The following is a 22,040-nucleotide window of genomic DNA, read 5'->3' as shown; positions in this document are numbered from 1 at the left end:
GGGAGCGGGCTTGCCCGCGAATAGGCCCTCACAGGCACCAAACATGATCGTTCTGGCAGCGCACCAACCTTGATCCCTCCCCCTGGCAGGCCTACTCTAGCGCCACGCGACCGTTTCACCCTCCCCCCGCAACGCCGCTCCACCATCACTCCATCGCCAGGAGGTTCAGGCATGTTCGATTTCCACCCCCAGCTCAAGCAGCGCTTCGCTGCCTTGCGCACGGGCGCTGACTTCTTTTCATTGCGTTATGTACGCGAGTCCGGCCAGTACTTGTCGGTGCGCAAGAACGTCGCCGAACCGCCGAGCCTGCGGCGTGACGAAGGTGCGATGCTGACCGTGCGCGTGAACGGCGTCGAAGCCTACGCCGCCACCAACGACTTGTCGCAAACCGGCCTGCAGGCCGCACTGGAAAAAGCCGAACAGCAAGCGCGCCAGCTCAAGCCCCATGCCTTGCTCGACCTGCGCGAGCAGCGCGTGTCCAGTGACCGCGCCGATTACTTTTCGCCAAACCTCGACCAGCCCTTCCCTTCCTTGAGCGAATGCTACGAGTTGCTGAGCGCCGAATCCGCCGCAGTACCCAAGGACGAGCGACTGGTGAACTGGCAGGTGAGCATCGGCATCACCCACGTCGAGCAGATCTACTTGAGCAGCGCGGGCGCCGAACTGCGCCAGGCCCAACGTTTCGTCTACCCGGGCCTGGACGTCACCGCCTACGACGGCAATGACAGCCAGACCCGCAGCCTGGGGCGCGAGAACTTCGGTCAGCAGGGCGGCGCGGACGTGATCAACCGATGCGGCTTGATCGGTGCTGGCCCGAAAGTCGCCGACCAGGCGTTGCAATTGTTGTTGGCGCCAAACACTCCACAGGGCCCTCGGGACCTGTTGCTGATGCCCGATCAGATGATGCTGCAGATCCACGAGTCCATTGGCCACCCGCTCGAGCTGGACCGCATCCTCGGCGACGAGCGCAATTACGCCGGCACCAGCTTCGTCAAGGCGCAGGACTTCGGCCATCTGCAGTACGGCTCGAAGCTGCTCAACGTGACCTTCGACCCCGACATTCCCGAGCAATTGGCCAGCTACGGTCATGACGACGACGGCGTTGCTGCGACCAAGCAGTTTTTGATCAAGCAAGGATTGCTCCTGCGACCACTGGGCGGAGCGCTGTCGCAATTTCGCGCCGGCATGGACGGCGTCGCCAACAGCCGCGCATGCAGCTGGAACCGTCCGCCCATCGACCGCATGGCCAACCTCAACATCGAACCCGGCGATCAGCCGCTGGCGCAACTGATCGGCAACATCGAGCACGGCATCCTGATGTCCACCAATCGCTCGTGGTCAATTGACGATGCGCGCAACAAATTCCAGTTCGGCTGCGAGTGGGGTCAATTGATCGAGAATGGCGAACTCAAGGGTGTGGTGAAAAACCCGAATTACCGGGGCGTTTCCGCGCAGTTCTGGAAGAGCCTGAGCGCCGTCGGCGATGCAGACACCTTCCAGGTATTGGGCACCCCGAACTGCGGCAAGGGCGAGCCCAACCAGGTCATCCGCGTCGGCCACGCGTCGCCGGCCTGTGTGTTCAGCCATATTGATGTATTCGGGGGAGAAGCCTGATGCCGCTATCCAATCCAGCCAACAGTCAGGCCGAGTCGTTCAAGGCGCTGGTCAAAGGCCTGCGCGAAGCGATTCGCGAGCCTGAACAATTCACCCTCAGCTATGGTGCCGAATCGTCAGCCTTCGTGCGTTTCAACCATGGAAAAGTGCGCCAGGCCGGCCAGGTGCAACAGGCGAGCATCGGATTGAAGCTGATCAGCGAAGGCCGGCATGCCGACCTCGATATCACGCTGTCAGGTGAGGCGCAGGTGGATCAACAGCGCTTGGCCGAGGGCCTTCAACAACTGCGCGAGACCCTGCCGTTGCTACCGCAGGACCCTTATTTGCTGCTCAACCACAACAGCTGGCAAAGCAACAACGTGCAGGCGCATCCGCTACCGGACACCGAACACGTCGTTGGCCAGATGACCCGCGCCGCCGAAGGCCTGGACCTGGTGGGTTTCTATGCGGCAGGCCCGATCAGCCGGGGCTTCGCCAGTTCGGCGGGCGCGTTCGGCTGGCACCAGGCCAACAGCTTCAACTTCGACTTCAGCCTGTTCCATGAAAATGGCCAGGCAGTGAAAGCCAGCTATGCCGGGCACGAGTGGAGCGCTGACGGCTTCGCCCGACGTTTCTCCCAGGCGCGCCAGCAACTCGAACTGCTGGGTCGGCCCCTGCGCACCCTGGCACCCGGACAATACCGCGCCTACCTGGCGCCCGCCGCGCTGGAAGAAATCATGGGGCTGTTGAGCTGGGGTGGTTTCTCGGCGCAGTCGATCGCCAGCAAAAGCAGCCCGTTGCAGAAACTCTATGCCGGCGACCAGTCGTTCAGCCCGCTGGTGTCCATCGATGAGCAAGTCAGCGGTTCGTTGAGCCCGGCATTCTCTGGCGAAGGTTATCCGCGCAGCGATCTGAAACTGATCACCCAAGGTCGGGCCGACGCGCAACTGGTGAGTTCACGCAGCGCCGCCGAATACGGCCTGACAGCCAACGGTGCCAGCGGCTACGAAGCACCCAGTGCCTTGAACATGGCAGCCGGAACGCTGCCTGACGCAGACGTTCTCAAACAACTGGGCACGGGCCTGTACATCAGCAACCTGTGGTACCTCAACTATTCGGATCAACCGGGTGCCCGCATGACCGGCATGACCCGCTTTGCGACATTCTGGGTGGAGAATGGCAAGATCCAGGCGCCCGTGAGCACCATGCGTTTCGATGACAGCGCCTTCAGTTTGCTCGGTTCACAACTGGAAGCGCTGACCCAGGAGCGGGAACTACTGCTGTCAGCGAGCACCTATAGTCAGCGGGCAACGGATTCGGCGTTGTTGCCGGGGGCGTTGGTGAGCAAACTGACCTTGACCTTGTAAACACAGAAACTGTGGGAGCGGGCTTGCCCGCGATGAGGCCACCAACCTCAACACTGAAGTTGGCTGGTACACCGCCATCGCGGGCAAGCCCGCTCCCACAGGTTTCTGGTTACCCGACCATTCAAAAGAGGCCCCATGCCCAACCGCCCCGCTCTCGATGCTGTCACTGCCCGCTGGTTGCCGTGGGTGGTGGCGATTGCATTCTTCATGCAGTCCCTGGACGGGACCATTCTCAACACCGCCCTGCCGGCCATGGCCCGCGACCTGGCGGAAGACCCCTTGCGCATGCAGGGCGTGATCATCGCCTACATGCTCACGGTCGCCTTGCTGATCCCCGCTTCGGGCTGGATTGCCGACCGCTTTGGCACCAAGAAAATCTTCTTTGGCGCCATCCTGCTGTTCAGCATCGGCTCACTGCTCTGCGCCCTGTCGAGCAGTCTGAGCATGCTGATTGGCGCCCGGGTGATCCAGGGCCTGGGAGGCGCACTGATGCTGCCGGTTGGGCGGCTGGTGGTACTGCGCGCTTACCCGCGCTCGGAATTGGTGCGGATCATGGGCTTCATCACCATCCCGGGCCTGCTCGGTCCCTTGATCGGCCCGACCATGGGTGGCTGGATGGTCGAGTACTTGACCTGGCACTGGATCTTCCTCATCAACCTGCCGGTCGGCGCCATCGGCTGCTACGCCGTGTGGAAGTTCATCCCCGACCTGCGCGGCAGTGAACGTACCCGCTTCGACGGCCTCGGCTTTCTGCTGTTCGGTGCGGCGATGATTCTGATCACCATCGCCATGGAAGGTTTGGGCGAGCTGCACCTGCCGCACTTGCGAGTGATGTTGCTGCTGTTTGGCGGCATGGCGTGCCTGGCGGCTTACTGGCTGCGGGCCGGGCACATTGATAATCCTTTGTTCTCGCCGTCGCTGTTCAAGACCCGAACGTTCGCCGTCGGCATTCTCGGCAATCTGTTTGCCCGCCTGGGCAGCGGGGCCCTACCGTTCCTGGTGCCGTTGCTGCTGCAAGTGGCGCTCGGGTACTCGCCGTCCCAGGCCGGGATGAGCATGCTGCCGCTGGCTGCCGCAGCGATGGTCGCCAAGTCGATCGCACGGCCGATGATCGAGCGCCTGGGCTATCGCATCGTTCTGACCGGCAACACCCTGGCGCTGGGCCTGATGCTGGCGAGCATGGGCCTGGTCAGCGAGCAGACGCCCTACTGGCTGCTGCTGGGCATGCTTGCGGTGTTGGGGGCGATCAACTCGTTGCAGTTCACTGCAATGAACACCGTGACCCTGATCGACCTCGATGATGCCAGCGCCAGCAGCGGCAACAGCCTGCTGTCGGTGGTTGCGCAATTGTCCCTGAGCCTTGGCGTGGCCTGCGCGGGCGCATTGCTGGGCGGGTTTACCGCGCAAGTCGGCAATGACGGTGTGGACACGGTGCTGGGCGCCTTCCAACTGACATTCGTCACGGTTGGCATCATGGCAATGCTGGCGGCGACGATCTTTTCCCAGCTATCGCCCAACGACGGGCGCCGGGTGGTCAATCGCGAGCACGATATCGACCACTGAGCGAGCATGGCGGCCAAAGGCTATTCGTCCAGAATTTGCAGGTAGTGCGGGCGGGACTGGTACACTGCGCGACATTTTGTTTTGCAGGCCCGTCCCGTGACCACCATTGCCACCGAATTTAATACTCTGCCGCTGTCTGCCGCCATGCTGGCTAACCTCGAATCCCTCGGTTATGCCCAGATGACGCCGATCCAGGCGCAGAGCTTGCCGGTGATCCTCAAGGGGATGGACCTGATCGCCCAGGCCAAGACCGGCAGCGGCAAGACCGCTGCCTTCGGCATCGGCCTGCTCAACCCGATCAACCCACGCTACTTCGGTTGCCAGGCACTGATCCTGTGCCCGACCCGCGAGCTGGCCGACCAGGTCGCCAAGGAAATCCGTCGCCTGGCCCGCGCCGAAGACAACATCAAGGTCCTGACCCTGTGCGGCGGCGTGTCCCTGGGTCCGCAGATTGCCTCCCTGGAGCACGGCGCGCACATCATCGTGGGCACGCCGGGCCGCATCCAGCAGCACCTGCGCAAGGGTTCGCTGGTGCTGCATGGCCTGAACACGCTGATCCTCGACGAAGCCGATCGCATGCTCGACATGGGTTTCTACGACTCCATCGAAGAAATCATCATGCAAGCCCCGGAGCGTCGCCAGACCCTGTTGTTCTCCGCCACCTACCCGGTCGGCATCAAGCAACTGGCAGCGAAGTTCATGCGCAACCCGCAGCAGGTCAAGGCCGAGGCGTTCCATGACGACTCGCAGATCGAGCAGCGCTTCTACGAGATTTCTCCAGAAGAGCGCATGAGCGCGGTGACCAAGGTGCTTGGCCACTTCCGCCCGGCGTCCTGCGTAGCGTTCTGCTTCACCAAGCAGCAGGTACAGGAAACCGTCGACCACCTGACCGCCAAGGGCATCTCCGCGGTCGGCCTGCATGGCGACCTGGAACAACGTGACCGCGACCAGGTGCTGGCAATGTTCGCCAACCGAAGCACCTCGGTGCTGGTGGCCACTGACGTCGCTGCCCGCGGCCTGGACATCGATTCGTTGGACATGGTGATCAACGTCGAGCTGGCCCGCGATTCGGAAATCCACATCCACCGCGTGGGCCGTACCGGCCGTGCCGGTGAGAAGGGGCTGGCTATCAGTCTTGTGGCACCTGCCGAAGCACAGCGCGCGCAGGCCATCGAAGCGCTGCAGAAGTCGCCATTGACCTGGGACCAGGTGGACAACCTGACCGCCAAGGGCGGCGGCCCGTTGCTGCCGCAGATGAGCACCTTGTGCATCGCCGCCGGGCGCAAGGACAAGGTGCGTCCGGGCGACATCCTGGGTGCACTGACCGGTGACGCCGGCATTCCCGGCGCACAGGTCGGCAAAATCGCGATCTTCGATTTCCAGGCCTACGTCGCGGTGGAACGCGGCGTCGCCAAACAGGCCTTGCAGCGCCTGAATGACGGCAAGATCAAGGGCCGTTCGTTGCGGGTGCGGATCCTTTAAGACCTGACCGCATTCCCCTGTGGGAGTGGGCTTGCCCGCGATGACGGCCTGACAGACAACTACTTTGTTGGATGTGCCGACCTCATCGCGGGCAAGCCCGCTCCCACAGTTTGTTTTGTGTGTACGTGTTGTTTTGTGATGAATGAAGAGGACACCGTTTTGCGCTCTACCGAAGTCGTGATCATTGGCGCAGGCGCCGCAGGGTTGATGTGTGCACTGACCGCCGCCGGACGTGGGCGTCAGGTGCTGTTGCTCGACCATGCGAACAAGGCCGGCAAGAAAATCCTGATGTCGGGCGGTGGCCGCTGCAACTTCACCAACATGTACACCGAACCTGGCAATTTCCTCTCGCAGAACGCACATTTCTGCAAGTCCGCCCTGGCCCGCTATACCCAGTGGGACTTCATCGGGATGGTTGCCAAGCATGGCGTGCCCTACCACGAGAAAAAACTCGGGCAGTTGTTCTGCGATAACAAATCCAGCGACATCCTCGAAATGCTGCTCAGCGAGTGCGACCAGGCCGGCGTCAGCCTGCACCTGGATACTTCGATCCAGAGCATCGAAAAGCTGGAGCGCGGCTACCTGCTGGACACCACCCTCGGCCAGGTGACGTGCCAATCACTGGTGATCGCCACCGGCGGCCTGTCGATTCCGACCCTGGGCGCCACGGGTTTCGGTTATCAGGTGGCCAAACAATTCGGTCACGAATTGCTCCCCACCCGCGCCGGTCTGGTGCCGTTCACCATCACCGACCAGCTCAAGGCGTTGTGCAGCGAGCTGTCCGGGACCTCGGTGGATTGCCTGGTGAGCTGCAACGATCAGAGCTTTCGCGAAAACATACTGTTCACCCATCGCGGCCTCAGCGGTCCGGCGATTCTGCAGATTTCCTCGTTCTGGCAGCCAGGCGACACGGTTGAAATCAATCTGTTGCCTGACCACGACGTGCCGGGCTGGCTGCAACAACAGCAAGCCGAACGCCCGAACAGCGAGCTGAAGACCCTGCTCGGTGAGATTTTCACCAAGAAGATGGCCAATCTGCTGGCGGACAACTGGTTCGCATCCAAGCCGATGAAGCAGTACACCCACGCCGAAATGGCCGACATTGCGCAGAAACTGGCGAGCTGGAAAGTCGTGCCGGCGGGCACCGAAGGCTATCGCACGGCCGAGGTGACCCTGGGCGGCGTGAACACCAACGAGGTGTCGTCCAAGACCATGGAGTCGCTTAAAAGCCCAGGCCTGTATTTCATCGGCGAGGTCCTGGATGTCACCGGGCACCTGGGTGGCTTCAACTTCCAGTGGGCCTGGGCCTCGGGCTATGCGGCTGCGCAGTACGTCTGATTGAGCGCATCCCCCCTGTAGGAGCGAGCATGCTCGCGATGGAAAAAGAACACCGCTGGGCGTCAGACAGCCAGCGTTATCGTTGACGACCATCGCGACGGTTCGATGCCTCGACATGCTCGCTCCTACAGTGGGGGGGTGACGCGATGCAGGGATAAGGAACAGATTTTGCTGTCACATGTGATCGGCGCCATTGCGCCGACGTCATTAGTGGCTCAATTTAGCGGCATTGCCTCGGAAGGCCTTCGCACTTCATGTCATCGACCCCTCTTCGTCAGTCTCTGCGTCGTATCTGGGCGCTGGATAAATTCAGCTACAGCGTGCGGGTATTCATCGCCCTGACCGGCAGCATGGCGCTGTGCTGGTATCAGGATGAAATGGGCCTGCTGATTCCGTTGTTCCTCGGCATCATCGCCTGCGCCCTGGCCGAGACCGATGATAGCTGGCAAGGCCGCCTCAACTCGCTGGCGGTGACGCTGGTGTGTTTCACCATCGCCGCGCTGTCGGTCGAATTGCTGTTCCCCTACCCGATCATTTTTGTCGTTGCCCTGGCCCTCGCCGGTTTCGGCCTGACCATGCTGGGCGCGCTGGGCGAGCGTTACGGAGCGATCGCTTCCGGCACGTTGATTCTGTCGGTCTACACCATGATCGGCGTGGACCAGCGCGGTGGTGCGGTCACCGATTTCTGGCATGAACCGATGCTGCTGGTCGCGGGGGCGGCGTGGTATGGCCTGCTCTCGGTGTTGTGGCAGGCGCTGTTTTCCAACCAGCCCGTACAGCAAAGCCTGGCGCGTCTGTTCCGGGAGCTGGGCTTTTACCTCAAGCTCAAATCGTCGCTGCTCGAACCGGTCCGGGGGATGGACGTGGAAGCGCGCCGGCTGGAACTCGCCCAGCAAAATGGCCGGGTGGTCGCCGCGCTGAACGCCGCCAAGGAAATCATCCTGCACCGGGTCGGCAACGGCCGGCCAGGCTCGAAAGTCAGCCGTTACCTGAAACTCTATTTCCTCGCCCAGGACATTCACGAACGCGCCAGTTCCTCGCACTATCCGTATAACGCCCTGGCCGAAGCATTTTTCCACAGCGACGTGCTGTTCCGCTGCCAGCGCCTGCTGCGCCAGCAAGGCAAGGCCTGCCGCGCCTTGGCCGAGTCGATCCAGATGCGCCAGCCGTTCATCTACGACGCCAGTTTCGCCGAGGCCTTGGGCGACCTGCACGCTTCACTCGAACACCTGCGCATCCAGAGCAACCCGGCCTGGCGTGGATTGCTGCGATCCTTGCGCGCGCTGGCCGCCAACCTTGGCACCATGGATCGCCTGCTCAGCGACGCCAGCAACCCCGACGCCCTCGCCGACGCCAGCGACAGCAGCCTGCTCGACCGTTCGCCGCGTAACCTCAGGGACGTGTGGGTTCGCCTGCGCACGCAATTGACACCCACGTCGCTGCTGTTTCGCCACGCCCTGCGGTTGCCCCTGGCCTTGAGCATCGGCTACGGCATGGTGCACTTGATACACCCTTCCCAGGGTTACTGGATCATCCTCACCACCCTCTTCGTCTGCCAGCCGAACTACGGTGCCACGCGACGCAAGCTCGGGCAGCGGATCATCGGCACCGCCATCGGCCTGACCGTGGCCTGGGCGCTGTTCGACCTGTTCCCCAATCCGCTGGTGCAGTCGTGCATCGCCATCGTTGCCGGGGTGGTGTTCTTTATCAGCCGCACCACCCATTACACCCTCGCCACCGCCGCTATCACCCTGATGGTGCTGTTCTGCTTCAATCAGGTGGGCGACGGCTACGGACTTTTCCTGCCTCGCCTGTTCGATACCCTGCTGGGCAGCCTGATCGCCGGCCTCGCGGTGTTCCTGTTCCTGCCAGACTGGCAGGGCCGACGCCTGAACAAGGTGCTGGCCAACACGCTGACCTGCAACAGCATCTACCTGCGCCAGATCATGCAGCAATACGCCGCCGGCAAAAGCGATGACCTCGCCTATCGCCTGGCCCGACGCAACGCCCACAACGCCGATGCGGCGCTGTCGACGACGCTGGCCAACATGCTGATGGAGCCTGGGCATTTCCGTAAGGAGGCCGATATAGGATTCCGCTTTCTGGTGTTGTCGCACACCTTGCTCAGCTATCTCTCAGGGCTGGGCGCCCACCGGGAAACCCAATTGCCAGCGGAAGTGCGTGAGCACCTGATCGAAGGTGCAGGAGCGAAACTGGCGAGCAGCATCGATGAAATCGCACAAGGACTGACCAGCAAAATGCCCATCGCGATTCAGAGCGATGAAGAAGAAGCCATGGCCAACGAACTGGAACAGATGCCGGATGAAATCGACGAAGGCCAGCGGCTGGTACAAACCCAACTGGCGCTGATCTGCCGGCAACTGGGGCCGCTACGCACGTTGGCAGCACACCTGATCAAAGACACCAGCGAAACCCCATGACTTGAAGCTTGAAGCTCGAAACTTGAAACTTGAAACTTGAAACTTGAAACTTGAAACTTGAAGCTCGCAACTTGCAACTTGCAACTTGCAACTTGCAACTTGCAGCTTGCAGCTTGCAGCTAATGCCTACATCCCATGCTGCTTCAACAACCGCGCATAACTGCCATCAGCCTTCATCCCGGCAATTGCGCGATCGAACCCGGCAACAATCTGCTCATGCTGGGGGTTTTTCAGGCTGACCAGAATGTGCAGGCTGTTTTCGCTCAGGGGCTTGGGCAGGAATTCCACGGCGTTGCGCACCTTGGCTGATTCGCGAGCCAGGTAGTAACGCGCAACGTATTCGTCCTCCAGAGTCAGCTTGACCCGGTCGGCGGCGACCATGCGCACCGCCATGGCAAAGCTGTGCACAGGGACTTTTTGCAGCGACGGATCGTTCTCGAACGCCGGCGAATAGGCATAACCGCGCACCACGGCAATCGGGTACATGTGCAGTTGTTGAAGGTTATCGAATTCGATGGGGGCATCCTTGCGCTTCAGGAAGCGCACGCGATTGATCAGGTATTCGGCGGAGAACTGCCCCAGCTTGGTGCGTTCCTCGGCGTACCAGGCATTCACCAGCACGTCGTAGCGCCCCTCTCCAATCCCCATCAGCGCACGCGCCCAGGGCACCTGCTCAAACTCGCTGGCGAAGCCGGCGCGGGCCAGCGCGGTGGCGACTATATCGGTGGCCAGTCCGCCGTTGACCAGCGTAGCGTCGGTAAAGGGTGGCCAGGTGTCGGCGACCAGTCGCAGCTTCTCAGCGGCCGCGTTTTGGGTCAGCAACAACCAAGCCATCAAGGCCCACGCTCGATTCAATCGCGGCATGCTCGAAAATCCTTAGCGGGCAGGTTGCCCACGTGTTTTCAACCAAAACTCGACGGTCCCTTACCGGCACACCACGTACTAACCTTAGCTCATCGAAATCGCTGCACAGCTTCAATCCCAGATTACACAAAGAAGACAACTGCGCGCGAAATGAATGATGGCATTTTGGACTTTGTCACAGATTTCTCCGCCATACAGACATCCCTCTTCCAGACGCTTAGTATCGCAAGCACTGAGTGAAGGAAAACGCAAAGATGACAATCGATTGGGTCTGCAAACATCACAGCGATCTGGGCAAGGAGCAGCTGTACGCCATTTTGCAATTGCGCGCTGACGTGTTCGTGGTGGAACAGAAATGCCTGTATCAGGACATCGACGGCCAGGACCTGGAAGGGGACACCTTCCACCTGATGGCTTGGGACACAGATCGGCTGGCGGCCTACCTGCGCTTGCTCGACCCGCAACTACAGGGCGGCGATGTGGTCATCGGCCGGGTGATCACGGCGCCTGATTATCGCGGCCAGGGGCTGGGTCATGAGCTGATCGCCCAGGCCTTGAAACAGGCACAAAAGCACTGGTCGGATATGCCGATCTATCTGTCGGCCCAGGCGCATTTGCAGGGGTATTACGGGCGCTACGGGTTTGAGGTGGCGGGCGAGGAGTACCTGGAGGACGGGATTCCACACATAGGCATGCGGCGGTCCTGAGTAACATCTCGCGAGCAGGCTCGCTCCCACAAAGTACACGTCGCCCCTGTGGGAGCGGGCTTGCCCGCGATGGGGCCAGACCAGGCCCCACAACCATCACGGGTATTCCAACACCGCCTTGATCTGCCTCAGATTGCGCTCGATCCACCCCCGATCAATCGCCCCCCAATCGCGAATACGGTAGCGTCCGGCGTGGTTACGCGCGCCCTCTTCCTGCTCGAACTCGCACACAATGTCCAGGTCCGCCAACGCGGCGATGGTGTCCTGGGCCGTGCGCCGGGGCATGCCGGTCACGTCGGTCAGGGCCGGCACACTGCTGGCCAAACCGCTGTCGATCAGATACGCCACATACAGACGGCGATAGAAGCTGCTCTTGGTCTTGCTCACGTCCATCCCCACACCCCTTGGTTACTGCATTTCCCGCCACGTCAGGTACACCCGCAAGTCGAACTCGACCTGGTGGTACCCCGGCAACATGTGCTCGCACAACTTGTAGAACGCCTTGTTGTGATCCGACTCCTTGAAGTGCGCCAGCTCATGCACCACGATCATTTTGAGAAACTCGGCGGGCGCTTCCTTGAACAGTGAGGCGACGCGAATTTCCTTCTTGGCCTTGAGCTTGCCTCCCTGCACCCGGGAGATCGTGGTGTGCAGGCCCAACGCGCGGTGCGTCAGGTCCAGGCGATTGTCGAACAGCACCTTGTCGATGGCCGGGGCATTACGCAGGTGGGCCTGCTTCAGGTCCAGGGCATAGGTGTACAGCGCCTTGTCGCTCTGCACATCATGCTTTTGCGGGTAACGCCGGCTCAGGTAGTCGCCCAGGCGATCCTCCGTGATCAGCTGGCGCACCTGCTCCTGCAACGCAGCAGGATAGGCCTGTAGGTACTTCAAGGGAGTCATCGCAGCGCAGGGTATCAATTACGGACAGGCCGCCAGTGTAGCGAATTCAGTCCGTCAGCGCGCTCCAGTTAAAGGGTTGCGCAAAGCCTGCGGCGTCCTCGGCGACCATCGGATGTGCCACCAGGAAACCTTGCACGTACTCGCAGCCATTGGCGCGCAGCCACTCATACTGCTCGACGGTTTCCACGCCTTCGGCGATCACCAGAATCCCGTATTCCCTGCACAGGCCGATCACATTGTGTACCAGTGCCGCATCTCGAGGTGAGCCAGGCAAGCGGGCGATCACGTGGCGGTCGAGCTTGAGTGTGTCCAGTTCCAGATCGCGCAGATGCGACAGCGAGCAAGGCCCGGAACCGAAGTCATCCAAAGCCACGCGCACCCCCAGGTTTCGCAGCAACCGCAGCTGCTTGCGCGTTTCCTCCGGGTTTTGCATCAGCGCCTCTTCAGTGACCTCGACCTCCAGATGGCGCGCCTGCAAATCATGACGCTCCAACACCAGGCGCAGCTCGGTCACCAGATTCGGCATGCCGAACTGCGTGCTGCTCAAGCTGACCCCCAACACCAAATCCTCCCCGAACAGGGTTTCCCAGGCCTTACGTTGCCCGGCGCTACGCTCATAGATCCAGGTGCTCAGGCGGCTGATCAAACGTGCCTCCTCCAGCAAGGGCATGAACAGCCCCGGTGGTACGTCACCGACACTCGGGTGCTGCCAGCGCAGCAGCGCCTCGAAACCACGAATCCGTCCGCCAGCGATGGCCACCTGCGGCTGATACACCAGGTTGAAATCCCGGTTTTCGATGGCCGTGCGCACGCTTTCTTCGAGCATCAACCGTGAGCGCGCCCGGCCGTTCATGTCGTGGTCATAGAACCGATACTGTTGGCGACCTGCACGCTTGGCCTCGTACATGGCGATGTCGGCCGCTCGCAACAAACCATCGAGGTTGGACCCGCAGTCCGGGAACGTGGCGATGCCAATACTGGCGCCCAGTGCGATGTCCAGGCCGTCGATCTGCTGACAGACGGACACACGCTCGATGATTTTCTCGGCAATCTTTGCCGCTTGCTCGGGAAATTCCAGGTCCAGCAGCGCCGTGAATTCGTCACCGCCCATGCGCGCAAGAATGTCGACAGGCCGCAAGCAGGTCTTCAGTTGCTCGGAAACCCAGCGCAGCGCCCGGTCGCCGGCGTCATGACCGAGGCAATCGTTGACCCGCTTGAAGCCATCGAGATCCAGGTACAACAAAACCCACGCACGCTCGGAGCGCTCGCCGCGCACCAGCAGGTTTTCCACCGTCTGGTAGAAACCCCGGCGATTGAGCAGGCCAGTCAACGGGTCGGTGACGGCCTGGAATTCCAGTTGCTGGTGCAGATGGCGCACCACCGACATGTCCAGCACCGTTACCACCATCGCGCGCTGTTCGGCCGGTAGCGGCGCACAAGACAACGCCACGGGCACCTGTTGCCCAGCGGCGGTACGCAGAGAGGCATCATGCAGGCGGAAGGTTTCGCCACGCTTGTAACCGCAGAACAACTCGGAATCGGCCCAGACTGGAATGTGCGGTTTTTGCAGGTAATCAAGAAACTCCTTGCCTTGCAAATCCTGCTGCGTCGCATTGAGCAGCCGCGACATGGCCGGGTTGGCAAAGCGGATCATCCCATCCTCATCAACCACCACAATGCCCTCGGCCGCGTTGTCCAGCACCGATGCATTGAACGCCCGCGCCGCTTCCAGATCATGGCTCAGGCGTTGCAACGCCCGGCGATTGCGCTGGTGCTCCAGCAAGGCCTGCACCTTGGGTTTGAGTATCTGGGGGTCGAAGGGTTTGAACAGGTAATCCACCGCACCGCTGGCGTAGCCCTTGATCACCGCATCCTTGGATTGCTCGTTGGCAGTGAGGAAAATGATCGGCGTCAGACGGGTTCGCTGGCTGCCGCGCATCAGGCGGGCGACCTCGAAACCATCCATACCCGGCATCTGCACATCCAGCAGCACCAGGTCGATATCGTGTTCAAGTAACAGACTGAGGGCTTCAAAACCGGAGGCAGCCGTAATGACCTGCCAATCCTGACGCTGCAACAACGCACGCATACTGACCAGGTTTTCCGGGTAATCATCGACGATCAAAAGGGTTGAGCTGCCTTCAACTGGCGTAGTTTGCGCGCATTCCATGCTGCTTCTCTTGTAGGGACGTCAGGCCGGTTTCTCGTGAAAATCGGACAGTACAATGCGTTCACTCTAGACCGGGAACCGCGAAAGCAGAAGCTGTCAGTACGCCATCATTTACCCGCTGCATTCATTTACCGACTAACGGTAGCCTCTACAGCCCGCTAAATACGGGAAAGATGGCGTTTTAACAGGATTTTGACGCCATCCATTTGTCAGGCCAGCATTAACAAAAGAGTTCACTACTATTATAAAGGCCGCGCTCAAACGCCCGTGCTAGAGCTTCTGGCACGTGCGTACCGAAACCAGACACCGTGGAAGCTTCGCTATGATTGACCTTGCATCCTGGAATCTCAGTGTTCCTGTCGGCAGCCCGCCGTACACAGTTGAAACCCGAAAACTGGTGACAGGCTACAAGAATCAATACTTCCATTCCGACACGGGCACCCTCTTTTTCTGGTCGCCCGTCACGGGAACCCGGACGGAGAACGCCAAGTTCCCGCGCACCGAACTGCGCGAAACCTACAGCAACGGCACCCTGAAAAACTGGTACTACCCCGATGCCGACAACTCCCTGCGTGCCACGCTGGCGGTCAACCAGGTGCCCAGTTCGGGGAAGATCGTCATCGGCCAGATTCATGCTTATCAAAGCCAAAAACCCATGGTCAAAGTCGAGTACCAATACAAGGACGCCACCAAGGCCGGCAACATCGTCGCCAAGGTACGCATGCGCCCCGATGATAGTGAAGGCAGGGTGATCACCATCGCCACCGGGGTGAAACTGGATCAGGAGTTTTCCTACCTCATTCACCTGAGCCCCGGCGGCGCCCTCGGCATCAGCGCGGCGGGCTACCAGTGGGATACCAAAATCAGCGCGACCTGGCGGGTAAAACCGCTGTACTTCAAGGCAGGCGTCTATGTGCAGGACAACACCGGCTACACGAGCGAAGGTGGCAAGGTGACTTTCAGCAAGCTGGACATCGATCACGACAAGTAAATTTGAGGCATAAAAAACCCGCATTTCTGCGGGTTTTTCATGAGCAGTCGCTGAAGGCTTAGTTGACCTTGGCGTTCAACTCACCTTTCAGATAACGCTGGTACATCGCTTCCAGCGAGATCGGCTTGATCTTCGAGGCATTGCCGGCGGTGCCGAACGCTTCGTAACGTGCGATGCACACGTCGCGCATGGCGGTCACGGTCGCGCCGAAGAACTTACGCGGATCGAACTCGCTCGGGTTGGTGGCCATCAGGCGACGCATCGCACCGGTGGACGCCAGGCGCAGGTCGGTGTCGATGTTGACCTTGCGCACGCCGTACTTGATGCCTTCGACGATTTCTTCAACCGGCACGCCGTAGGTCTCCTTGATGTCGCCGCCGTACTGGTTGATGATCGCCAGCCACTCTTGCGGAACCGAAGACGAACCGTGCATCACCAGGTGAGTGTTCGGAATGCGCTTGTGGATTTCCTTGATGCGGTCGATCGCCAGCACGTCACCGGTAGGCGGCTTGGTGAACTTGTAGGCGCCGTGGCTGGTGCCGATGGCGATGGCCAGGGCATCGACCTGGGTGCGCTTGACGAAGTCGGCCGCTTCTTCCGGGTCGGTCAGCATCTGGCTGTGATCCAGAACACCTTCGGCACCGATGCCGTCTTCTTCACCGGCCATGCCGGTTTCCAGGGAACCCAGGCAACCCAGTTCGCCTTCTACCGAAACGCCGCAGGCATGGGCCATGGCAACGGTTTGCTGGGTAACACGTACGTTGTAGTCGTAATCGGTCGGGGTCTTGCCGTCTTCGCCCAGGGAACCGTCCATCATCACCGAGCTGAAGCCCAACTGAATGGAGCGCTGGCAGACGTCAGGGCTGGTGCCGTGGTCCTGGTGCATGCACACTGGGATGTGCGGGAATTCTTCGATTGCCGCCAGGATCAGGTGACGCAGAAACGGCGCACCGGCGTATTTGCGAGCACCGGCCGAAGCCTGGACGATCACCGGAGAGTCAGTCTTGTCAGCGGCTTCCATGATGGCGCGCATCTGCTCAAGGTTGTTGACGTTGAAGGCTGGAACGCCGTAGCCGAACTCGGCTGCGTGGTCCAGCATCTGGCGCATGCTGATAAGTGCCATTGTGTGTCTCTCTCCCGGTTTGGGTCGTTAATCGTGCCAGCCTGCCGGAGCGGCGGCGGCTATTCAAGTTTTTGCAGATCGGGGGTTGGCCGGTCTGGTGCAACGCAAATTCGTGAAACCCTGTAGGAGCGAGCATGCTCGCGATGGAAGACCTGTCACCGCGGGGTGTCAGGCAGCCAACGTTATCGTTGACGACCATCGCGAGCATGCTCGCTCCTACAGGTATGGCGCAGGGCCTTATTGCGCCTTGCAACCACGGCCGATCAAATCATTGGTGGCGACCCAGTAAACCAGGCCTTCCTCACCTTTCATGTGAAACGCCAGCATATCGTTGCTGTACAGCACACCCGAAGCACCCGGCTCTTCCTTAAGGCGATACACCTGATCGGCACCGCCGAGGCGCACATCGACGGCCTTGCGGCTGTCGTCAGTGAAACGCCAGAGCACCTGGGCCTGGCTGTCACAGGTCCAGGTGGTCCAGTTGCCCGCAGGTTCGGCGCTCTTGAACAGGTCAAAATTCGAGCAGCCCGCCAGCAGTGCCAGCGCCGTAATGGCGATAAAACCTTTCATCCGTGTTCCTCGACCAACGGCACACGCCGCCAGCCCCGAGTAAGGAGTCAGACCCGTCAAGGGCAACCACGTTCCTTGGCGGGGGTCTGAGTTTCGTATTTGTCCAGGCCATCAGGCCCGGAACGCTTGTTGAGCACCGGGTTGGTTTCCGCCTGCCAGTCAGCCTGGTAGCAGCCCTTGTCCACCGCTTGCGGTGCGGGTTCGGGCGCAGCCTTGGGGTTACTCCCGCACGCCGCCAGCGAACCTGCAACCATCAACAGCGCAAGCAACCTGACCATGTGAACACTCCCTTGCCTGGTCAACTCAATGACCTCAGGCCTTGGCACGGCTTTCCAGGACTTCGACCGCCGGCAGCACTTTGCCTTCGACGAACTCGAGGAACGCACCACCACCGGTGGAAATGTAGGAAATCTGCTGGGCAACGCCATACTTGTCGATGGCCGCCAGTGTGTCACCGCCACCCGCGATGGAGAATGCCGCGCTGTCCGCGATGGCCTGGGCCAGCACCTTGGTACCGTTGCCGAACTGGTCGAACTCGAACACGCCAACCGGACCGTTCCACAAAATGGTCCTGGACGATTTCAGCAGCTCAGCGAAATTTGCCGCCGTCTGCGGACCGATATCCAGGATCATGTCATCGGCCGCCACGTCGGCGATCAGCTTGACGGTGGCCGTAGCGCTTTCAGCGAATTCCTTGGCAACCACGACATCCACCGGCAACGGCACACTGACCTTGGCCGCGATGGCGCGGGCAGTGTCAAGCAGGTCCGGCTCGTACAGGGACTTGCCGACCGGGTGACCGGCAGCCGCCAGGAACGTGTTGGCGATGCCGCCACCGACGATCAACTGGTCGCAAATCTGGCTCAAGCTGTTGAGTACGTCGAGCTTGGTCGAGACCTTGGAGCCGGCAACGATCGCGGCCATTGGCTTGGCGGGAGCGCCCAGCGCCTTGCCCAGGGCATCCAGCTCAGCGGCCAGCAACGGACCTGCAGCGGCAACCTTGGCGAACTTGGCCACGCCGTGGGTCGAGCCCTCGGCACGGTGAGCGGTGCCGAACGCGTCCATCACAAAAACGTCGCACAGGGCAGCGTATTGCTGGGCAAGCTCGTCGGCGTTCTTTTTCTCGCCCTTGTTGAAGCGCACGTTTTCGAACAGCACGATGTCGCCGGCCTTGACGTCCACGCCGCCCAGGTAATCGGCCGCCAGCGGCACTTCACGACCCAGCGCGCGGCTCAGGTAGTCAGCGACAGGCTTGAGGCTGTTCTCGGCCGAGAACTCGCCTTCGGTCGGACGGCCAAGGTGCGAGCAGACCATCACCGCCGCGCCTTTTTCCAGGGCCAGCTTGATGGTCGGCAGCGAAGCCAGGATTCGCGCATCGCTGGTGACTACACCGTCCTTGACTGGGACGTTGAGGTCTTCGCGGATCAGTACGCGCTTACCTTGCAGATCGAGGTCGGTCATCTTCAACACGGTCATGGGTCGCATTTCCTACTGGTTTGCAGAGCAGTGTTTTGGAGCGCCGGCTGTCTGCAGATAATGCTCTGCAACATCCAGCATTCGGTTGGCAAAACCCCATTCGTTGTCGAACCAGGCCAGGATGTTCACCAGCCGTGGGCCGGAAACGCGGGTCTGACTGGCATCGACGATCGCCGAATGTGGGTCATGGTTAAAATCACAACTGGCGTGAGGCAACTCGGTGTAGGCCAGGAGGCCCTTGAGGGGGCCGCTGGTGGCGGCCTCGCGCAGTATCCGGTTGACCTCGTCGGCGTCGGTGTCGCTGACGGTCTGCATCGTGATATCCAGGCACGATACATTCACCGTCGGTACGCGTACGGCTTTGGCCTGGATTCGCCCGGCAAGTTCCGGCAGCAGACGCTCAATGCCTCGTGCCAGACCAGTGGACACCGGGATCACCGACTGGAACGCCGAACGGGTGCGACGCAGGTCTTCGTGGTGATAGGCGTCGATGACGGGTTGATCGTTCATCGCCGAGTGAATGGTGGTGATCGACACGTACTCCAGACCAATGGCCTGGTCCAGCAACCGCAACAGCGGCACGCCGCAATTGGTGGTGCAGGATGCGTTGGATACCAGCAGCTCTTGCCCGGTCAGGCAATCCTGGTTCACCCCATAGACGATGGTGGCGTCGACATCCGTCTCACTGGCCATCGGTTGGGAAAACAGCACACGAGGCGCGCCGGCGTCCAGGAAACGCTGGCCATCCTCGCGGGAGTTGTAAGCGCCGGAGCACTCCAGCACCAGATCGACGCCCAACGACGCCCAATCGATCCCTTCGGGGGTGGCACTGCGCAGGACCTTCACGCAGTCGCCATTGATATGCAGACAATCGCCATCGACCTTCACCTCGCCGGGAAAACGCCCGTGAGTGGAGTCGAAGCGTGTCAGGTATTCGATGCTGGCCATGTCGGCCAGATCGTTGATCGCGACAATCTCGAACCCAGCCTTCTCGCCTCGCTCGAACAACGCACGCAAGACGCAACGACCAATCCGGCCGTAGCCGTTGAGTGCAACTTTGTAGGGACGCGGTTGAGGCATGGGGTTCTCGATTACCGTGGTGAATCCGTCAGTATTGTGGTGCCTGACGGATCGCTATCGCGGGCAAGCCCGCTCCTACAGGGGATTAAACAGGACCTGTAGGAGCGGGCTTGCCCGCGACGGCGCCAGTTCAGGCACCACACTTTCTGGATCAGTCTTCCAGCAGCTCTTCAGCCTGACCCAGGATGTTGTCCAGGGTGAAACCGAACTCTTCGAACAACGCCGAAGCAGGAGCCGACTCGCCGTAGGTGGTCATGCCGATGACGCGACCTTCCAGGCCCACGTACTTGTACCAGAAGTCCGCGTGAGCAGCTTCGATGGCGATACGGGCACCCACCTGCAACGGCAGGACTGCTTGCTTGTAGCTGGCGTCCTGAGCATCGAACACGCTGGTGCAAGGCATGGAAACCACACGCACCTTGCGACCTTGCTCTGTCAGCTTGTCACAGGCCTGAACGGCCAGGCCGACTTCGGAACCGGTGGCGATCAGGATCAGCTCCGGCTCGCCGGCGCAGTCCTTGAGCACATAACCACCACGGGCGATATCGGCGATCTGGCCGGCATCACGGGGTTGGTGTTGCAGGTTCTGACGCGAGAAGATCAGCGCCGACGGGCCATCCTTGCGCTCCAGCGCAGACTTCCAGCTCACCGCCGATTCAACGGCGTCGGCTGGACGCCAGGTGTCCAGGTTAGGCGTGCTGCGCAGGCTGGTCAGTTGCTCGATCGGCTGGTGCGTCGGGCCGTCTTCGCCCAGGCCGATGGAGTCGTGGGTGTAGACGTGGATCACGCGTTGCTTCATCAGCGCCGACATGCGCACCGCGTTACGGGCGTATTCCATGAACATCAGGAAGGTCGCGCCGTAAGGCACCAGGCCACCGTGAAGGGCAACGCCGTTCATGATCGCGGTCATGCCGAACTCACGAACGCCGTAATACATGTAGTTGCCGCTCGCGTCTTCTGCGGTGACACCTTTGCAACCTTTCCACAGGGTCAGGTTGGAACCGGCCAGGTCGGCCGAGCCGCCCAGGAATTCAGGCAGCAGCGGGCCGAAGGCGTTCAGGGTGTTCTGGCTGGCCTTGCGGCTGGCGATGGTTTCGCCCTTGGCGGCCACTTCCGCGATGTAGGCATCGGCCTTGTCGCTGAAATCAGCCGGCAGCTCGCCGCTCAGGCGACGAATCAGCTCATTGGCTTCGGTCGGGAAAGCAGCGGAATAGGCAGCAAAACGCTGATCCCACTCGGCTTCGGCAGCGCGGCCGGCTTCCTTGGCGTCCCACTCGGCATAGATGTCGGCCGGGATTTCGAAAGGACCGTGATTCCACTTCAGCGCCGCACGGGTCAACGCGATTTCCGCGTCACCCAGCGGGGCGCCGTGGCAGTCTTCCTTGCCTTGCTTGTTCGGCGAACCGAAACCGATGGTGGTCTTGCAGCAGATCAGTGTTGGCTGCGCACTTTTACGCGCCGTCTCGATGGCAGTCTTGATCTCTTCAGGATCGTGACCGTCGACATTGCGGATCACCTGCCAGTTGTATGCTTCGAAACGCTTTGGCGTGTCGTCGGTGAACCAGCCTTCGACTTCGCCGTCGATGGAAATGCCGTTGTCATCATAGAAGGCAATCAGCTTGCCCAGGCCAAGAGTGCCGGCCAGCGAGCCAACTTCGTGGGAAATGCCTTCCATCATGCAGCCATCACCCAGGAACACGTAGGTATGGTGATCGACAATGTTATGGCCGGGACGGTTGAACTGCGCCGCCAGCACTTTTTCCGCCAGGGCAAAACCCACGGCGTTGGCCAGACCCTGACCCAGTGGACCGGTGGTGGTCTCGACGCCAGGGGTGTAGCCCAGCTCGGGGTGACCCGGGGTGCGGCTGTGCAATTGACGGAAGTTTTTCAGGTCTTCGATCGACAGGTCATAGCCAGTCAGGTGCAGCAGCGAGTAGATCAGCATCGAACCGTGACCGTTGGACAGCACGAAGCGGTCACGGTCGGCGAACGATGGATTGCTCGGGTTGTGCTTCAGGTAGTCACGCCACAGTATTTCGGCGATATCCGCCATACCCATCGGGGCACCGGGATGGCCGCTGTTGGCTTTTTGCACGGCATCCATGCTGAGGGCACGAATGGCGTTGGCACGCTCACGACGGCTGGGCATCGCTGATCTCCTAGGGTTTGAATAAAACGAAACGGAAAAAAGGCGAGCATTTTCCCTCACCGACCCGCTTGGGGCAATGACAGATAAGCATCCGGGCGTGTTTTTCCGCCGGATAAATTCTCATTCGCCTGGTGAAACCTTTCCGCTGACCATTTGTAGAGTGAGGGCCAGCCGGAGAAGTGCCATCTATCGAGCAATATCAAAACTTTTTGATATTGCTCTTGCG

Annotated in this window: 18 protein-coding genes; 8 read left to right on the top strand and 10 right to left on the bottom strand. The window is 60.8% G+C overall.

Features of this window, described 5'->3' with window-relative positions:
* The first annotated feature begins 171 nt into the window (after window positions 1–171).
* The 6 genes from AB4N33_RS23700 to yccS all read left to right on the top strand — a co-directional run bounded on the left by AB4N33_RS23700 (window position 172) and on the right by yccS (window position 9,784).
* Complete coding sequence (locus tag AB4N33_RS23700; RefSeq protein ID WP_476458364.1) at window positions 172–1,614, top strand: TldD/PmbA family protein; 1,443 nt, start codon at window positions 172–174, stop codon at window positions 1,612–1,614.
* Window positions 1,614–2,960, top strand: a complete 1,347-nt coding sequence (locus AB4N33_RS23695; protein WP_476458363.1) for a TldD/PmbA family protein — start codon at window positions 1,614–1,616, stop codon at window positions 2,958–2,960. Before AB4N33_RS23700 ends, AB4N33_RS23695 begins: the two co-directional genes overlap by 1 nt.
* 135 nt (window positions 2,961–3,095) lie before the next feature.
* The gene (gene mdtD / locus AB4N33_RS23690) at window positions 3,096–4,523 is read left to right on the top strand and encodes a multidrug transporter subunit MdtD (protein ID WP_476458362.1); all 1,428 of its coding nucleotides are present in this window, start codon (window positions 3,096–3,098) and stop codon (window positions 4,521–4,523) included.
* A gap of 144 nt (window positions 4,524–4,667) precedes the next feature.
* Window positions 4,668–6,005: an ATP-dependent RNA helicase DbpA gene (gene dbpA / locus AB4N33_RS23685; protein WP_476458843.1), complete on the top strand. Its 1,338-nt coding sequence runs from the start codon at window positions 4,668–4,670 to the stop codon at window positions 6,003–6,005.
* A 159-nt stretch (window positions 6,006–6,164) separates the two neighbouring features.
* On the top strand, window positions 6,165–7,343 hold the full coding sequence (locus AB4N33_RS23680) for a BaiN/RdsA family NAD(P)/FAD-dependent oxidoreductase (RefSeq protein WP_460120147.1): 1,179 nt from the start codon (window positions 6,165–6,167) through the stop codon (window positions 7,341–7,343).
* A gap of 254 nt (window positions 7,344–7,597) precedes the next feature.
* Window positions 7,598–9,784 carry a YccS family putative transporter gene (yccS, locus tag AB4N33_RS23675; protein WP_476458361.1) on the top strand — a complete coding sequence of 729 codons (2,187 nt, stop codon included), beginning with the start codon at window positions 7,598–7,600 and terminating at the stop codon, window positions 9,782–9,784.
* Between the two features lie 126 nt (window positions 9,785–9,910).
* Here the strand turns inward: yccS and AB4N33_RS23670 are convergent, their stop codons facing one another.
* Complete coding sequence (locus AB4N33_RS23670) at window positions 9,911–10,648, bottom strand: substrate-binding periplasmic protein (RefSeq protein WP_460120143.1); 738 nt, start codon at window positions 10,646–10,648, stop codon at window positions 9,911–9,913.
* A 254-nt stretch (window positions 10,649–10,902) separates the two neighbouring features.
* Between AB4N33_RS23670 and AB4N33_RS23665 the strand changes: the two genes are divergently transcribed.
* Complete coding sequence (locus AB4N33_RS23665; protein ID WP_476458360.1) at window positions 10,903–11,355, top strand: GNAT family N-acetyltransferase; 453 nt, start codon at window positions 10,903–10,905, stop codon at window positions 11,353–11,355.
* A 96-nt stretch (window positions 11,356–11,451) separates the two neighbouring features.
* Here the strand turns inward: AB4N33_RS23665 and AB4N33_RS23660 are convergent, their stop codons facing one another.
* Genes AB4N33_RS23660 through AB4N33_RS23650 form a run of 3 tightly spaced genes read right to left on the bottom strand, consistent with a single transcriptional unit; the run spans window position 11,452 to window position 14,425 of the window.
* Window positions 11,452–11,748, bottom strand: a complete 297-nt coding sequence (locus AB4N33_RS23660) for a winged helix-turn-helix domain-containing protein (RefSeq protein ID WP_427581334.1) — start codon at window positions 11,746–11,748, stop codon at window positions 11,452–11,454.
* 15 nt (window positions 11,749–11,763) lie between these two features.
* Window positions 11,764–12,255 (bottom strand): M48 metallopeptidase family protein, encoded by a 492-nt coding sequence (locus AB4N33_RS23655; RefSeq protein WP_460120139.1) that lies wholly within the window; start codon window positions 12,253–12,255, stop codon window positions 11,764–11,766.
* Between the two features lie 46 nt (window positions 12,256–12,301).
* A complete protein-coding gene (locus tag AB4N33_RS23650; protein ID WP_476458359.1) occupies window positions 12,302–14,425 on the bottom strand; it encodes a putative bifunctional diguanylate cyclase/phosphodiesterase in 2,124 nt (707 codons plus the stop codon).
* 322 nt (window positions 14,426–14,747) lie between these two features.
* On the opposite strand from AB4N33_RS23650, the gene AB4N33_RS23645 reads away from it, so the two are divergent.
* Window positions 14,748–15,416, top strand: coding sequence for a polysaccharide lyase family 7 protein (locus tag AB4N33_RS23645; protein ID WP_460120135.1), 669 nt, complete (start codon window positions 14,748–14,750; stop codon window positions 15,414–15,416).
* 58 nt (window positions 15,417–15,474) lie between these two features.
* Here AB4N33_RS23645 and fba read toward each other — a convergent pair whose 3' ends face one another.
* From fba to tkt, 6 genes are all read right to left on the bottom strand, one after another.
* Window positions 15,475–16,539, bottom strand: a complete 1,065-nt coding sequence (fba, locus tag AB4N33_RS23640; RefSeq protein ID WP_007913760.1) for a class II fructose-bisphosphate aldolase — start codon at window positions 16,537–16,539, stop codon at window positions 15,475–15,477.
* Window positions 16,540–16,776: 237 nt separating this feature from the next.
* On the bottom strand, window positions 16,777–17,109 hold the full coding sequence (locus AB4N33_RS23635) for an MliC family protein (protein WP_460120134.1): 333 nt from the start codon (window positions 17,107–17,109) through the stop codon (window positions 16,777–16,779).
* A gap of 56 nt (window positions 17,110–17,165) precedes the next feature.
* Window positions 17,166–17,387, bottom strand: a complete 222-nt coding sequence (locus tag AB4N33_RS23630) for a hypothetical protein (RefSeq protein WP_460120132.1) — start codon at window positions 17,385–17,387, stop codon at window positions 17,166–17,168.
* A 34-nt stretch (window positions 17,388–17,421) separates the two neighbouring features.
* Window positions 17,422–18,585 (bottom strand): phosphoglycerate kinase, encoded by a 1,164-nt coding sequence (locus tag AB4N33_RS23625; protein WP_476458358.1) that lies wholly within the window; start codon window positions 18,583–18,585, stop codon window positions 17,422–17,424.
* 12 nt (window positions 18,586–18,597) lie between these two features.
* Window positions 18,598–19,665, bottom strand: coding sequence for an erythrose-4-phosphate dehydrogenase (gene epd / locus AB4N33_RS23620; RefSeq protein WP_460120128.1), 1,068 nt, complete (start codon window positions 19,663–19,665; stop codon window positions 18,598–18,600).
* A 151-nt stretch (window positions 19,666–19,816) separates the two neighbouring features.
* Window positions 19,817–21,814, bottom strand: coding sequence for a transketolase (gene tkt / locus AB4N33_RS23615; RefSeq protein WP_476458357.1), 1,998 nt, complete (start codon window positions 21,812–21,814; stop codon window positions 19,817–19,819).
* Window positions 21,815–22,040: the final 226 nt, after the last annotated feature.

The organism is Pseudomonas sp. S1_E05 (assembly GCF_056337105.1).
Note: the sequence above shows the minus strand (reverse complement) of the source record. Positions and strands in the feature narration are given on the sequence as shown.

Bases quoted from the DNA above. Each gene is read 5' to 3' on its own strand.
- AB4N33_RS23655 (WP_460120139.1), bottom strand. From the start codon at position 12,255: ATGACTCCCTTGAAGTACCTACAGGCCTATCCTGCTGCGTTGCAGGAG.
- AB4N33_RS23660 (WP_427581334.1), bottom strand. From the start codon at position 11,748: ATGGACGTGAGCAAGACCAAGAGCAGCTTCTATCGCCGTCTGTATGTG.
- AB4N33_RS23635 (WP_460120134.1), bottom strand. From the start codon at position 17,109: ATGAAAGGTTTTATCGCCATTACGGCGCTGGCACTGCTGGCGGGCTGC.
- AB4N33_RS23650 (WP_476458359.1), bottom strand. From the start codon at position 14,425: ATGGAATGCGCGCAAACTACGCCAGTTGAAGGCAGCTCAACCCTTTTG.
- fba (WP_007913760.1), bottom strand. From the start codon at position 16,539: ATGGCACTTATCAGCATGCGCCAGATGCTGGACCACGCAGCCGAGTTC.
- mdtD (WP_476458362.1), top strand. From the start codon at position 3,096: ATGCCCAACCGCCCCGCTCTCGATGCTGTCACTGCCCGCTGGTTGCCG.
- AB4N33_RS23670 (WP_460120143.1), bottom strand. From the start codon at position 10,648: ATGCCGCGATTGAATCGAGCGTGGGCCTTGATGGCTTGGTTGTTGCTG.
- epd (WP_460120128.1), bottom strand. From the start codon at position 19,665: ATGCCTCAACCGCGTCCCTACAAAGTTGCACTCAACGGCTACGGCCGG.
- AB4N33_RS23645 (WP_460120135.1), top strand. From the start codon at position 14,748: ATGATTGACCTTGCATCCTGGAATCTCAGTGTTCCTGTCGGCAGCCCG.
- AB4N33_RS23665 (WP_476458360.1), top strand. From the start codon at position 10,903: ATGACAATCGATTGGGTCTGCAAACATCACAGCGATCTGGGCAAGGAG.
- yccS (WP_476458361.1), top strand. From the start codon at position 7,598: ATGTCATCGACCCCTCTTCGTCAGTCTCTGCGTCGTATCTGGGCGCTG.
- tkt (WP_476458357.1), bottom strand. From the start codon at position 21,814: ATGCCCAGCCGTCGTGAGCGTGCCAACGCCATTCGTGCCCTCAGCATG.
- AB4N33_RS23625 (WP_476458358.1), bottom strand. From the start codon at position 18,585: ATGACCGTGTTGAAGATGACCGACCTCGATCTGCAAGGTAAGCGCGTA.
- dbpA (WP_476458843.1), top strand. From the start codon at position 4,668: ATGCTGGCTAACCTCGAATCCCTCGGTTATGCCCAGATGACGCCGATC.
- AB4N33_RS23695 (WP_476458363.1), top strand. From the start codon at position 1,614: ATGCCGCTATCCAATCCAGCCAACAGTCAGGCCGAGTCGTTCAAGGCG.
- AB4N33_RS23630 (WP_460120132.1), bottom strand. From the start codon at position 17,387: ATGGTCAGGTTGCTTGCGCTGTTGATGGTTGCAGGTTCGCTGGCGGCG.
- AB4N33_RS23700 (WP_476458364.1), top strand. From the start codon at position 172: ATGTTCGATTTCCACCCCCAGCTCAAGCAGCGCTTCGCTGCCTTGCGC.